This window comes from Paenibacillus sp. LjRoot56, from assembly GCF_964253335.1.
Taxonomy (GTDB): domain Bacteria; phylum Bacillota; class Bacilli; order Paenibacillales; family NBRC-103111; genus Paenibacillus_E; species Paenibacillus_E allorhizoplanae.
In genome coordinates this window covers 522,926-538,266 of sequence record NZ_CAXURV020000001.1, presented here as the reverse complement: position 1 = coordinate 538,266, position 15,341 = coordinate 522,926, and the positions used below count along the sequence as shown (strand labels likewise).

Genomic DNA, 15,341 nt, shown 5'->3' with positions numbered 1-15,341 from the left:
GAGTGGAGTTAGGTGTCAATAGTTAGAAGGGGCCTCCCTCATTTATACAGCAAAAAGGCAGGACACACGTGTAATCGTGCGTCCTGCTTTTACTTACTAGTAAACTTCCATTTCCGCAAACGCCATCCGATATTGGTTCGAGTCACTCGCATTTTGACGTAGATTCGTCCCCTCTACTTTCACATATCTAGCGGAAGTAGATGTGAAGCTGAAGCTTTGCACTGCGTTGCTTGGCAATGCATAACCGGTTCGCGTTACTCGTGTCGTCCAGTTCACCCCGTCTGTCGAGGTCTGGATGGTGAAATCAATCGGGAAATTCTTCCCAACCTGCCCGGAATCATTTCGCGGATACAGATTAACGGTATCAACCGTCTGGTTCGAACCTAAATCAAAGGAAACGTATTCCGAATGATTGGTCGTTAAGCTGTTATTCGTCGTCCAGCCGTAGGATCCACTTACTGAATTACGTTGACCGTCATTCAGTCTAGTATACGACCAGTTGCTGCTCTCGTAAGAGCTGCTGAATGTGGCCGATGCCCCAGCAGCGTGATTGACGCCATAAATCTCCATTTCCGCGAAAGCCATCCGATACTGGTTCGCATCATTCGCGTTTTGACGCAGATTCGTACCTTCCACCTTCACATATCTGACGGAGGCAGTTGGGAACTCGAAGCTTTGCACCGTGTTGCCTGGCAATGCGTAACCGGTTCGCGTGACTCGTGTCGTCCAATTCACACCATCAGTAGAGGTCTGAATAGTAAAATCAATCGGGAAACCCTGTCCAACATTCCCTGAATCGTTCCGTGGATATAGCTTGATGTTATTTACCATCTGGTTCGAACCTAAGTCAGCGGTCACACTTTCCGTATGATTGGTTGTCACACTGTTATTGCTGGTCCAGCCATACGATCCGCTAACGGAATTTCGCTGCCCGTCATTCAGTTTGACATAAGACCAATTTCCGTTGCTGCTCTCATAAGTACTGCTGTACGTGACTGATGCGCCGGAAGCAAGATTATTGTCTGCGCCGTATACTTCAAACTCCCAAAGTGAATACCCGTAGGTTGTGCCTCTCTCGGTTGCATTCATACGCACATATCTGGCACTCGTGGGTGCGAAGCTTATATCATCCGTTCCGCCATTCCCACTAGTGGTGCTATACACATTGGTCCAATTAACAGCATTGGCGGAAACTTGTATTTGATAACTTTTCCCATACGCCACTTCCCAGAGCAGCTTAACCCCATCGATGGTTCTGTTGGAACCAAGATCCACATAAATCCACTCATTGTCGGTACGTAAGGATCCCCAGCGTGTACTAATATTGCCATCAACTGCCCAGCCTGCTGTGCTGCCCGAATCGGACGATACAGTTACCGGTTTACTCAGAGCAAGATTCGTCCTTTGAACGGGCTCTGGGGTTTGCGTAGGCAGAATCGTTAATCCGCTATAAAAACCAGTATTCAAAATATTCATTCCAGCTAAGTTAGAAGCAGGCGAAGCACTGCCAGGCATATAAATATTCTCTAAAGTAACCCCGTTAATCATATGAGAGCTGTCTAATCCTTTTAACATTCCCAGATTAGCTCCCTGATCTCGGACGGTGATATTCTTCACGGAAACCGTGGAAACGGTGCCTCCGCCTTCTCCCGCTCCATTTTGAATAATGAAAGCAAGCCAGGTGCGTTTATTATCGCTATCGTTAGAGTAGCTCAACCGTTCAATATCAATATTATCGAAGGTGATATTCTTCGCTTCCGCTGTTCCATACTTATGATGTATTCCTATGCCTACAGCAGCATCATAGACAACACTGTTCTTAAAGGTGATGCCATCCTGCATCTGCCTGACGCCTTGACCTACTTTTAATCCGTAGCAATACGTCCAGGATATGACATCATCGAAGGTAACGTTGCTCAAGGTTTGGGGCGTTCCCGGCCAATTGATACTAATATCCGTGGCCTGATCCCACGTTTTCGTCGTGAATGGATCGTCCAGACCAATGCCAATCGCATGTTGAACCATCACATTTTGCGACTCCATCACATCGATGCCGTCATTCTCTCCGGCAGCATCGAAGCGATTAAATACTTTGAAGTTCTGGAATGTTAAGTCATTGGAACGAACCGGCGTTATGGCCCATGAGGCTGAGTCTCTAATAATTAATCCGTCCAAGGTAAAATTGCTAACGTTGATCGGTACGACAATATTGTTGCCGATATTGTTCGCTGCCGCAGTTTGACCGTTTCCATCAAGCGTTCCACGCCCGTAAATCTTGATATTACTCGAGCCATTCTGCGTATAAATCCACCATGTGACATCGCGATTTTGGGAATTTTTATGCCAATTAGCTGTATAATCGCTGGGATTCCCTGTGAATCGTAATACGGCTCCTCCTTCGAGGTATAGGGCGACGTCACTTTTCAATTGCAGATTGCCTACCTTGTACACGCCTGCTGGCACATAAACAATCCCCTGCCCGCCGGTGTAGGCATTCGCATCATTAATCGCACTCTGAATTGCACTTGTTGCAAGTGTTGTTCCTGTTGAATCCGCATTGTAGGTCGTGCTTTTCACATTGTAGATGCCCGTGCCTGAAGAAGCCGGTTTATTCGTTTCCGCTGGATCTGCAGCAATGATTAGCTCCTTGCTGCTATTTACTTTTACGATCACATATTCATCATTGGCTAACGTGAAGGTCAACTTATTCCCACTTATTGTACCAGATAAATTAAGCTTCTTCGGACTGATATTGTAGGATGTAATACTGGATTGTCCAAGGGCAGTAACCTCAATCGTGACGGGACCTCCGGACATGGAGAAGTGAGCGTAATCATAATTTCCGGTATAACCAACAACGGGTATTACGTTTGAATCCGCTTTCAAAGAATAAGTCGTTGATGCTGAATAAATAGAAGGCATCCCATAGGTTGTAATCGTAGCTGCAGAGACATGTGCAGGTGAAGCTATCAGAACAAGCATCATCATGAAACTGGCAATGAACAGACCTAACCCATGCTTCATTTGTAACATTCATCAATTCCTCCTTTGGATTATTAACCTTTCGTCGTTAAAATAGGGGGTCCACTTGTATGTCCATCCTAGATGAGATTCCGCATTGGCTGCCTGTCATTGGGTCCTTCCAATTGCAGATATTTCTGTTCCCGCATCACCTCCCTAAAAGGCTGCTTAGTGAGCAGCCCTAGATAATAACCATTCGTTGACTATATTTCCGCAGGAATCTTATGTAAAATGAATGCTGTTTCTTCACCCTGATGACTCGTTCTCACAATTAACTGATTGTCGCTATGCTCGATCTCTGGTGTGGGAGGTTCCTTGTCGCTGTCCATAACAAACGAGAACACGAAGGCTGCCTCCTGAACCAATCGGAAATCGATACTTCGCCGTTCACCGGAGTAAATGACCAGGTCTACATTGAACGTTCCACCGTTCTCATGAATCTCCCAACCCATTGGCGCATGAGGAATGCTCTCTTCCGTAAAAGCGGCATACCATGTCCGTAACAGCATTTGCAGCTTACCTATCGAAATAACGGCACCATGGTCACTAGCTTCGCCTACCACGTTATCGAGACGCCCGCCAATTTCCATTCGCAAGCGAAGGTCTGAGGCTTGGATTACACCGTCCGTCTTGTCCAAGCTCGGGTGCGTATCACCTCCATTGGTAATAAACTCGACACCGAATAACACATGCTGACGGTCCTGCTTACCGCTTAACACGGCTGAACAATAATCATAGCCGTCATGCAGGCAGCGCAATTGCGCGTACGTCGCTTGGCCTCCATTATCCACGTAAGCCAATAGCGGACGTTTCTGATTCCACATCACCTCTCGGCTGTGACTGCCGAGTGAATATTGCGGCGTCATATACGTCGTAGCCCAACTCTCCCTTTGCGTAGTTGCGTTTACCGCATACAACTGCCTTATTTCCTTCTCCTGCGAAGAGGAGAAAGACGCGATCAATGACTCTGGACAGTAGAACCCGCTCTCATACCATTCCTCCTCGTACGGCAGCTCTTCCCATGGGAAGAACATCAATTCACCCTTTGTCGCCAATTGTAGGAAGGCCTGATTCTCGGTACTGAGCAATGTTTGATAACAACGGGCGTGCGGACCCGACCATTGTTTGGAGCCGCTATGAAAGTGCTCGGCAACGGAGCGCCATGCCAGATGGAGAAGCTCGTCACTCAATCTCTGCGATTCTTTCCCCGTAGTTTCCTTACGTATCTTCGATAATTCCAGAATCGCAATGTACGTATAGGGCGGGCTGTTATATTCTTGGAAAGCTCCCCGCTCCATCGTAAATCGATGAAGTTTCGCCAAGCGGTTCAATCCATATTCGGCATAATCGCTCCGTCCGAACTGTTCTCCCGCGATGAGTGTTACAAATGCGCCCATGATGGCAATATTCGTATAGTGTGGTCCGACATCTCGCTTAATAATGGCATCACATGCATTGCATATCGCTTGAACAACCGCATCGTGCAATTGATCTGGGAATCGATCCCCATGACGCGATATTGCGATTACAAGCTGCTTGCCGATGAAATCTGCCCAGTTCCAATCCGGCGGAGACATCTGATCAAGACTTTCCTCGTAGAACCAAGACCAGATCCCGAAGGTGCTACGGCTGCGGTCAGTATCTTGTAAGGAAACAATTTTCTCAATGATGTCGAAGGCTCTTTGCTCATTTTCAAACAATTCGGTATCTAACAAAGCAAGCGCGTATCTCATGGACTCACGGGTTGCATGGATAAAGTCGGCTTGTTTAATCGTGGTGTGATAGCCAGGGCTGCTGAAGGGCGATCTTAACAACCGAAACTCCGGATTATACGCAGCATGTCTCACATTCACGATGTTAAGCAACATTTGCTTGTGATCTAGTTGTTGCATGTGGTTTATCATCCTTCCGAGTACCGTATTCTTCTCTTGTAGACTTACTAGACTTCCTCTATCAAAAGCGACTCTACAAACAATTGCATCGTTAAGCCTTGCCCATACAGTGTCGGACAGATACGAATACGATTGTAATCTTCGATTGTTGGTTTAACTGCCGTTCCGCCAGATACACCCTTTACTTCACCCTCATGCGTAATTAAAGGAAGCACATTCTCCAGCGTTAATCGGCTCAATGCCAAATAAGAGGTATCCAGCATGCCGGCTTTGACCGCTTTAATAAAACCACAAGCAATTCCCGCGCTCCCAGACGTTTCTTTGTAGAAATCCTGCCGATCGAGAACGGTGTGCCATAAGCCATCTTCTGCTTGGCACTCACGCAGCCCCCTTGCAAGCTTCGAATAGCGTTCATTCAGCTCGTCTGGTATCTCAACAATCCCTCTAATTTCCATCACAATTTCCGGTACAGCAATTGTGATCCAAGCATTAGCCCGATTCCACTGTGTCGCTGACATATGATTGCCTGCCTCACAATTCCATCCGTGGAATAGCAGCCCTGTATCGTGATTCTGCAATAATCGGAGATGCAGCATCGTTTGTTGAAGAGCTTCCTCAGCTGCCTTTCGATCTTGTGTTAGTCCCGCATACCGAGCTAGGAAAAGTACCGCCATATAAATCGTATCCGCCCATACTTGCTCTTGGAATTCAACATTTTCCGTAACGGTATGCTCGAAGGCACCCTCACGTGTTCGTGGTGCTTCATCGATCATCCAATTTACAATTTCTTGGGACTTTTCCAAAAACCAGCTTTGCTGCGTCGCTCGATATAATTCAGGGAACACAGCAAATGGCGCCATGGAATTAATTGTCTTCTTCACTTCCGACTTATCCTTGTTCAGCTCTACCCATTCCAACACATAACGGATAACACTATCTTGCTTAAGCTTACTACCATAATCTGCAATCGCTATGATCCCAACACCCGGCACCCAGTCCCATTGGTGGATATCCATCCCCCAGTCACCGCGATGATCCTGTATCATATAGGAATAAAGCTGCGAAAGCATATCGGACGTTTCCTCGCTCTTCATAATACTTTTAATTCCTTTCATGTTAAAATTTAACAATTTATTGACGTAGGCAACCCCTAAGAGCTTGCCGATAGAATGTTATTGTCATCCCATCGGATCACTCCTGGTGTTTGGCCCGATATTCTGTTGGTGTCAATCCAGTCATTTTCTTAAATATCCGCACAAAGCTATTCACATTCGAATAACCCACCTGCTCAGCGATCGTGCGAATCATCTCATCCGTCTCGACCAGTTGCTCCCTCGCTTTGTTCATACGAACATCCATTAAATAGTCGATAAAATTACATTCCATCTGTTCCTTAAACAGCTTACTCAAATGAGAGACGCTTAAGCGAAACTCGCTGGCCAATAAGTTGAGAGACATATCATTTCGCTTATAATGCTGTTGAATATACAACAGCACTTTATCAATTACTTCATTTTTTTCTCGGATATTACGTTTTTCCCTAATACGTTCAATGATATGTTCCAAGGCTTCCATTGTATATTGTTGCAGGTGCCCTAGCTGTTCATATTGATTCAGCACGTCATACATGTCGTGTCCAGGAAGAATTTCTCCTATATCTACACCTATTTCCGCAGCCACTGTCGCCACCTTCATCAGACACTGGACAATCAGCTGCATGATCATCTCAGGCGGCACATTTTGCTCTGCGAACAATTCGAACCATTTACTGATCTGTTGCTGCATCTTATCGCTGTCGACCAGTTTAACAGAGGCCACAATCCCATCTGTCATCGCAAAAAAGCGGTAAAACTGCGGCGATTGACCACTCGTAATCTCTTCATGGGTAATAATGGCGTTTCCACCCATCACTAACTTGTAGCGAAGCGCCTCGACCGATTGTTTGTAGGACAGATGGATATCATGAAAGCTTACGGAATCCCCAATCCCGACCGTAATCGTCTGATTGAAGTATTCACGGACAAAATTTCGCATCAAATCAGCTACCGCTACCGCTCGCATGACGTTATACTCCGCCGTTTCCTGATCGTCGAAGTTCATAATGACAGCGCATTTGCCGTTCTCGACTTCTACCGCAAAGCCTTGGCTTTCCGCATTCATTAGTTCTTCCGCGACATTACATAGTGCATACGCATATAAATGTAGATCGCGCGCAGTCGCTATTTTGTTCTTATTATCAAATTCGACACTCATGACAACAAACTGGCCATCTTGCAAACGGATACCGAGTTTATCCATGTAGGTCTGTAAAGAGCTCCATTTTGGGGGAGGACTCGACATAATTTCTGTGAAGAGTTTCCATTTAATCAATGGCTTGCTCTCGTTGACCTGTTTGTGCAATTGTTCTCTGTCTTGTAAAATATGTTCCACGGTTGATTCGAAATATTGGAATTCATCCGAATATTTATGTTCCAGCTGCCCTTTGGGGTGAACCGTTAAACGTCCAGTCATCGACTGAATGAACCTATTAATCGGTTTAAATGTCCAACCGCCAACGACAGCAACCAACACCATAGACATAACGAACAGTACAACGGCCAGTGCCAAAAATCCATTTCGTATAACCGACAACGGCCGATTAAATTGAACCTCAGGAATATAACGTACAATCTTCCAGCCCGTATAATTCTGATTCACATAGAAGAAAGAAGATGGTGTTTGATCTACATCACTTGAGAAATGTCCTTCTGACTCGGTGTCGTTCAGAATGGATTGGATAAACGGCAACTCGCTAATATTTGTACCCAAAATTTTATTATCGCGATGTAAGACAACGACTCCGTTAGGATCAATAACAAACGTCTCGCCCTGATCCTGAGTCGACGTTTTCTTAATCAGGTCATACAGTAAATCTTCTTTAATATTGACGGCAATAGCGCCTTTTCTCACATTGGGATCCGAGATGAGCGGATAGGTTCTGACAAACGTGACTACATTTCGATAAATCGGATAACTCGATTGATCTAGCATTAATCTACGGGTCGGCATCCATTTGGAATATCCTTCGTAACGCTCGAATTCATTAACCCATTGATAGTTCTGCATAAATTCCTGTTCGTTCAGCACTGTGCCAGACACAAGCTGACGCTTGTTGTAGGCGTATAAATCGATCGAAAACATATAGTCGTTGCTGCTCACCGCACTGGCGAAATAATTCGATATCCGAAAGGAGTTGCTGTGACTCTCCTGCTCATTTAACTCATAATTGAAGAACTGCGTGACATCTTTATTATTCAACATCTGGATCGTAAGCTTATCCATGTTCTCCATCGAAAGCTCCAGCTTATGATCCAATTGCCTTAGCAATTCCATATTCGTATCCGTCAACTGCCGCTTTAATTCCTTATTGAAGAAGATATAGGTCGAAAAAATAGAGGATGAGACCAGCAGGAACAAAAGAATCGACAACATACCAACCGCTTTGGTAAGCCGTTTATTCCGAATCCACTTCATAGCCCCATCCTCCTCTTCTAAGTTGTTATTTAAAGCTAGCTTTATTGTCCTGGTACCATTTATTAGCGATCTCTTCTGCTTTGGCTCCGCCTAAGCGAGCCCATTCCTTGCGAATTTCGCCAAGTGCCCATTCACCGCTATATTTCTCTCCCTGCGTTGTTGCTTCAGCACGGATTTCCTTAATAAACGTGTCGAATGAGGTACGGATAACATTGATCTCGTCAAAGTTTGGTTGATACGGAATATCACGTCTGAAGTTAACTTTGAGAGCCGTCTCCAAAGCCTTCGCATCCAGCTTGGCAACACGCTGTGACAGCGGGTCACTAGCCGCCTGAAGAACTAAATCCTCTGGCTTTACAACCTCTTGGCGTAATACAGCATACTCAGCTGCATAGGCTACTTCCTTATTGTACTTATCCATATTCAAACGTTTGGCAACGCCGTTAATATCCTCATAGTGGACGCCTTTTTCACCGTTTAATAAAGGATACCATCCCTTATCGACCATCCAATCTAGATATTCAATAGCTGCCTTTGGATTTTTCATGTTTTTATTAAAGGCCACGTAGATAAAAGGTGATGCTTCTTGGTATACACCATACTTCCCGTATTTCGTGGATACGGCTTCTAGTGGTACTGGGTTAGCGTTAGGAACATTTTTAAGCAGATCCGCGTTGAGCGGAGTCAGCCACTGACCAAGCATAATACCTGCCTTGCCCGTCGTCCATAGCTGGTTGCTTCTTTGGTTGTTATTATCCGTGAAGTATTCACGATCTACGAGTCCAAGGCTGAACAATTTCTTCTCCAGGCTGATGACATCAGCAAAACGATCCAATGTTGCTCCGTATTTCAGCTTGCCATCTTCCACATACCACTGCGAATTCATAGCCCCGTACAAAGCAGCATAGATATCACTCGCATTTGCCCCTACGATAGGCGTAGTTCCTGGATATTTGTTCTTAAAAGCTTGCGCCACCGTAATTAATTCATCAACCGTCGTAGGTGCCTTAAGGTTCAATTCATCCAGCCAATCTTGTCTAATCCACATCCCATGATTCGCAACAGCTGTAATTGGCCGTTTCGTAACTGCCGCATATATTTTGCCGTCGAACGTAATATGAGGGAGTAAATCTGGGTTTTCTTTCAGGTATTTCTTATAAGAAGTACTATATTTCTCGATATACTCATTAATAGGTTGGAGAGCTCCCTGTGTCACTAACTTTCCGATATAAGAGCGGTCGAACTCCCAGATCAGATCAGGAGCCTGATTCGAAGCGATGAGCACATTCAACTTATCCTTAGACTGAGCGCGCGGCACCGGGACGATGGATACATCAATCCCCGATTCCTTACGAATATAATCCACCCAGCGATTTTTCTCGTACGTGCCCTCATCACTGGACACTTTTCCTCTATCGAACATCGAAATGCTAACTTTTTTCGGAAGATTACTATAAGGATCCTGAACAGCATTAGCAGTCGCAGAAGCGGCAGGTTTATCAGTTGCCTGTCCTTTTACGCCGTCCTTACTTTCATTCGAACAGGCCGCAGCAAGCAGTACCGTCATCATACTTAAAACGAGCACCATTTTCCCCTTCATATTACCCAAGCTTTTCATACACAACCTCCCATAATATTTATATTATATTATAAAAAAGCGCTCGCGAGTTCGCTTCAATATACCCCGCTTCGTTACCCCTTGACTGAACCTAGCAGCACACCTTTAATGAAATGCTTTTGCAGGAACGGATAGATACAAAGAATCGGAATGATGGCTAGAATAACTGCCGCAGCTCGAATCCCTTCTGGTGTTACCATCGTCTGTGTCACGCCTTCTCCACTCATCAGCATCTCGGGACTAACCAATTGAACCATCTGATACAGCTTGACCATTAATGACATCTTATCCGTGCTGCGAATATAGATAAGCACGTTCATGTAAGAATTCCACCAGCCAATGGCATAAAATAGTGTCAACGCCGCGAGGACAGGCTTAGAAAGAGGTAGGATGATTTTCATCAGAATCGTTAACTCACTGGCACCGTCAATCGATGCAGACTCTTCTAACTCCTCGGGCATCCCCTCCAGAAATGATTTCATCACAAACATGTTATAGGCGCTAATCAGTGCCGGCAGCCATAAGGACCAGTACGTATTAACCAGCCCCAAGCTGCTAACCACTAGAAAATTAGGGATAATGCCCCCACTGAATAGCATGGTGACTAGGATCGCCATCAAGATCATATTTCTGCCCTTAAGCCTTGACTTGGACAAGGGATAAGCCGCCATTATCGTAAATAGCATATTGAGCGCCGTACCTACAACGGTAATGATAATCGTATTTTTCATAGCTACTAGCATCTGCCCATCTCGCAGTAAATTGCTATATGTAGCTAGGTTAAATTCAATCGGCCACATGAAGACTTCACCTGCGGTAATCGCTCGCGTGCTGCTCATAGAAACCGCGAAAATGTTAACAAAAGGAAATAAAGTCAGATAAGCACAGAGTGCCAATAACCCATAATTGAACCATCGCGACGTTTTTACCATAATCCACGTTCTCCTAACGCCTTAATAATCCGATTCACAGATACCATGAGGATCAGTGCGAGAACCGATTGGAATAAGCCTAAAGCCGTTGTATAGCTGTATTGTAGATTGACTATGCCATGCTTATAAACATAGGTGCTGATCACCTCAGAGACGCTAATGACCGTTGGATTGCTCAGTGCATACACATGTTCAAACCCGACATCCATCATCTTCCCAACTTGTAAAATAAGCAATATAGCAATCGTACTGCGAATACCAGGGAGCGTCACATGCCAAATCTGCCTGATTTTGCCCGCGCCATCCATCTTAGCTGCTTCATATAAGGTTGGATCAATCGATGCCATGGCCGCTAAATAAAGAATCGTGCCGAATCCAGCCTCTTTCCAAATATTCGAGACAATAAAGGAAATGACCCACCATACCTTATCCGCCATAAAATAAATCGGTTCGATGCCAATGCCTTTCAGTACATAGTTCAAAATACCAGTTGATGGCGATAACAAAGCGTAAATGATACTGCCAAGTACGATCCATGAGATGAAATGCGGAATATACAATAAGTTTTGCAACGTGCGTTTGTACCATTCCACTCTTACTTCATTAAGCATTAATGCCAAAATAATCGGTGCAGGAAAACCAAACAGAAGTGTATATAGGTTCAACAACAGCGTGTTTTTCAGCACGATATAAAAGTCCCTGCTTGAGAATAATTTCTCAAACTGCTCTAAACCCACCCACGGACTGCCCCATAATCCATCTGCCAGACGATAGTTTTTGAAAGCGATGATTTCCCCTGCCATAGGGGCGTATTTAAAAATGATTAAATACATAACAACCGGTACCAGCAGCATATACAAAAACCGGTTCCGCGAAGTATATTTCCATACGGACTGCAACGTCATTCCCCCATTCTGTTGTTCAGTTGTCGTTTGCACCCTTAGAATAGCAGGGGAGGCTAACCGTGAAAATCTTCTCTTTTTGTGATGCTACTCCTTATCCATACAACGTCGTGCACTATTTTTGTGATGCTATGCTTTTTCACTTTTAGAAAATGGCAACACTACTTACAGCACTCCCATTTCCTTCAGTCGTAGTTATCCATGTTGAATCTTAGTTATATCAACCAAACAGAGGAATCAGGTACTCTTAGAGATGTAAACACAACCATTTGAACGTACTTGGGAGGTCATATATTACATGAAAAAATCATTCAAACAATGGATTGGTGTCAGCACGACAGTCGTCATGGCTGCAACGGTAGTTGCAGGATGCGGCAATACATCCACGAAGACAGAACAAGCAACAACAGCGCCAAGCGCTGCTGCAACAGCTAATGCGAAGCCATTCGCAGGAAAAACAATTTCCTTAGTAACAGCTAATCATCCTTGGGCAGAAGCGATCAAACCCTTGCTTCCCGACTTCGAGAAAGAAACGGGTATCAAAGTGAATGTTGAAAACTTCTTCGAAGATCAGCTCACACAGAAGCTGACCGTGCAATTCACATCTGGTTCTGCAACACCTGATGTTTTTATGTATCGCCCTCTTCAAGAAGGCAAGCTTTTCTACAAAAATGGTTGGCTTCAACCGCTTGACGAATACGCTCAAAAAGCAAAAGACTACGACTTTAATGATTTCTCAAAATCCGCCATCGGTTCAACGACCGTTGATTCCAAATTAGCTGGTATCCCGATTATTACGGAACAAGAAATTTTGTACTACCGGAAAGACTTGCTGCAAAAGGCGGGTATTGCTGTTCCTAAAACGTTAGAGGAGCTTACCGCGGCGGTTAAAAAGCTGCATGATCCGAAGAATGAGATGTACGGATTCGTAGCCAGAGGCCAACGTTCTCCACTTGTTACACAAGTTTCTTCTTTCCTATATTCGGAAGGAGCAGACTTCACAACAGGCGAAAAAGCTAGCATTAATACGCCTGAAGCGCTCAAGGCCTTTACAACTTACGGCACATTGTTGAAAGATTATGCGCCTCCAGGTGTGCTCAATATGTCATGGCCGCAAGCTTTCGGTATCTTCGCGCAGGGTAAGGTCGCTTTCTTAACCGATGCGAACTCACTCTACCAGAACGCAACGGACCCAGCGAAATCGAAAATCTCTGATCAAGTTGGGTTTGCTGTATTCCCTGGGGGTAAAGCAGGCTCCAAGCCCTACAGTATTACATCTTGGGGACTTGCGATGAACAGCAAATCCGCCAATAAAGATGCGACTTGGGCGTTCATTCAATGGGCAACAAGTAAAGATATTGTGTTGAAAACACAGCAAAAAGGTAACCCTGGTGCCCGCGCTTCGATTTGGGATAAACCGGAAGGTACAACAGGCTTCCCTGCTGAGCTCGTTCCGATCATCAAAGAAAGTGCCAAAACAGGCATTGACCACGACCGCCCAACCGTAATTAGTGTAGGCGAAGCTCGTGATGCTGTTGGTGAAATTGTTCAGAAGGTTATGTCAGGTGAAACGAATCTTCAACCTGTGGCAGACAAAGCCAACCAAGCACTGCAAACCATTATGGATAAAGATAAAACAAGATAACTACATGATCAATGGGTGAAAAGGGTCATCTGATGACCCTTTTCATCTTTCATACAGAAAATAACGACATCAGGAAGGGTGCATGCAGCGTGCAATACAGTTGGTTTAACCGCAACTTAAAATGGATTTATACACTCCCCGCGGTCATCTTCGTCCTGCTTATGATGCTGTTTCCGATCATCTATACCGTTCGGATCAGCTTCTATGAATGGAGCATGTCCGCAACGACACCACCTCTCTGGGTTGGTTTGTCGAATTATATAGCCTTGTTCAAAGATGAACGCTTCTGGCATGCAGCAGGCTCTACATTTTATTTCACATTCGCAGCGCTTACCCTCGAAGTGATTCTTGGTATCGCCATTGCCCTGCTTCTTTCCAGAGAGTTCCGCGGGAAGAATATCGTAAAAACAATCTTTCTACTGCCAATGGTAGCAACACCGGTTGCCATGGGCTTAGTCTGGATGCTGATCTACGAACCTACCATCGGAGTAGCCAACATGCTGCTCAAAACGTTTGGTCTAGAGCCACTCCTCTGGTTAGCTTCACCTAATCAGGTTATCCCTTCGCTTGTTATCGTCGATGTGTGGGAATGGACGCCTATGATTGCACTCATTATTATGGCAGGGTTAGCTACACTCCCAACAGATCCTTATGAAGCTGCGGATGTAGACGGCGCAAGTACATGGAGAAAGTTTGTTTCCATTACACTTCCATTATTAAGACCGACCATTATTGTGGCCGCTATGCTGCGATTGATTGACGTCTTGAAGACATTCGATATCATCTACGCAACGACGCAAGGCGGGCCGAACTTCGCTTCAGAGACTTTGAATCTATACGGATATGTGCTCGGCTTCCAATACTTTAAGCTTGGGATGGCTTCATCACTACTCGTTATTTTCTTCGCACTAGTGATGGGACTGACGTTATTTATGATTTGGATGCGTAAACGAATGGAGGGAGCGACATCATGAAAAAAAAGAAGGGTCCGAGAATTGCACAAACGCTGCTTACCTTCCTAGTTGTCATTGTGTTTGCATTTCCTTTCGTATGGATGCTCCTCGCATCGTTTAAGACACAATCACAGATCTTATCGACAGGGCAAATGTTTATTTTCAAACCGACGTTTCATAACTATGTCAGTGTGTTTAAAGAATATGATTTCATTAGATTCATTTGGAATAGCTTCCTCGTCGCCGCTGGTTCGACACTGTTGTCACTTATTCTAGGACTCCCAGCGGCCTATGCGATTGCTCGTCATCACCTTCATAAGCTAGGGCTTCTCATCTTAGTCGCGAGAATTATCCCAGGAATTACCTTTCTAATTCCTTGGTTCATCCTGTTCTCCAAAATCCACTTGGTGGACACGTATACAGCACTTATTTTAAGCCATATGCTTGTTGGACTGCCTTTTATTATCTGGATTATGATCTCTTTCTTCGAGGCTCTGCCTACCGAAATCGAAGAGTCCGGTCTCATCGACGGCTGTACGCACCACCAAGTTTTCTTACGCATTATTTTGCCCATCTCGGGACCTGGCGTTATTACGGCATCTCTTCTCTCTTTCATCTTCTCGTGGAACAATTTCATGTTCTCCGTAATTCTGGCTGGAGACAAAACGAAGACGCTCCCGATCGCTGTATTTAACTTTATGTCCTATTCCGAAATCAACTGGGGGGCATTGATGGCAGCCGCCTGCATCATTACACTGCCGGTTCTCATCATCGCTTTAGTATCTCAACGTTATGTAGTAAGCGGACTTTCCGCCGGTGCTGTTAAAGGTTAACAACCAGAATTGTGAATACGGGAGATGCCGCC

At 45.0% G+C, this 15,341-nt stretch carries 10 protein-coding genes; 3 read left to right on the top strand and 7 right to left on the bottom strand.

All coding sequences use genetic code 11. From position 1 onward, the window contains the following. Positions 1-96: 96 nt before the first annotated feature. From ACSQ8O_RS02405 to ACSQ8O_RS02375, 7 genes are all read right to left on the bottom strand, one after another. Positions 97-3,033, bottom strand: a complete 2,937-nt coding sequence (locus ACSQ8O_RS02405; RefSeq protein ID WP_436240323.1) for a discoidin domain-containing protein — start codon at positions 3,031-3,033, stop codon at positions 97-99. A 191-nt stretch (positions 3,034-3,224) separates the two neighbouring features. Then, positions 3,225-4,913: a hypothetical protein gene (locus ACSQ8O_RS02400; RefSeq protein ID WP_436240322.1), complete on the bottom strand. Its 1,689-nt coding sequence runs from the start codon at positions 4,911-4,913 to the stop codon at positions 3,225-3,227. A gap of 47 nt (positions 4,914-4,960) precedes the next feature. After that, a complete protein-coding gene (locus tag ACSQ8O_RS02395; RefSeq protein WP_436240321.1) occupies positions 4,961-6,028 on the bottom strand; it encodes a glycoside hydrolase family 88/105 protein in 1,068 nt (355 codons plus the stop codon). A gap of 76 nt (positions 6,029-6,104) precedes the next feature. Next, the gene (locus ACSQ8O_RS02390) at positions 6,105-8,426 is read right to left on the bottom strand and encodes a helix-turn-helix domain-containing protein (protein WP_436240320.1); all 2,322 of its coding nucleotides are present in this window, start codon (positions 8,424-8,426) and stop codon (positions 6,105-6,107) included. A gap of 25 nt (positions 8,427-8,451) precedes the next feature. Then, complete coding sequence (locus tag ACSQ8O_RS02385; protein ID WP_436240319.1) at positions 8,452-10,044, bottom strand: extracellular solute-binding protein; 1,593 nt, start codon at positions 10,042-10,044, stop codon at positions 8,452-8,454. A gap of 74 nt (positions 10,045-10,118) precedes the next feature. Beyond that, positions 10,119-10,976 (bottom strand): carbohydrate ABC transporter permease, encoded by an 858-nt coding sequence (locus ACSQ8O_RS02380; RefSeq protein WP_436240318.1) that lies wholly within the window; start codon positions 10,974-10,976, stop codon positions 10,119-10,121. Then, positions 10,970-11,914, bottom strand: coding sequence for an ABC transporter permease (locus ACSQ8O_RS02375; protein ID WP_436240317.1), 945 nt, complete (start codon positions 11,912-11,914; stop codon positions 10,970-10,972). The genes ACSQ8O_RS02380 and ACSQ8O_RS02375 overlap by 7 nt, the downstream gene beginning before the upstream one ends. A 262-nt stretch (positions 11,915-12,176) precedes the next feature. On the opposite strand from ACSQ8O_RS02375, the gene ACSQ8O_RS02370 reads away from it, so the two are divergent. From ACSQ8O_RS02370 to ACSQ8O_RS02360, 3 genes are read left to right on the top strand one after another with little or no spacing between them, the layout of a single operon-like run. Further along, positions 12,177-13,523: an ABC transporter substrate-binding protein gene (locus ACSQ8O_RS02370; protein ID WP_436240316.1), complete on the top strand. Its 1,347-nt coding sequence runs from the start codon at positions 12,177-12,179 to the stop codon at positions 13,521-13,523. 11 nt (positions 13,524-13,534) lie between these two features. Then, on the top strand, positions 13,535-14,497 hold the full coding sequence (locus ACSQ8O_RS02365) for a carbohydrate ABC transporter permease (protein ID WP_436240315.1): 963 nt from the start codon (positions 13,535-13,537) through the stop codon (positions 14,495-14,497). Then, positions 14,494-15,309: a carbohydrate ABC transporter permease gene (locus tag ACSQ8O_RS02360; RefSeq protein WP_056622278.1), complete on the top strand. Its 816-nt coding sequence runs from the start codon at positions 14,494-14,496 to the stop codon at positions 15,307-15,309. Before ACSQ8O_RS02365 ends, ACSQ8O_RS02360 begins: the two co-directional genes overlap by 4 nt. The last annotated feature ends 32 nt before the right edge of the window (positions 15,310-15,341 follow it).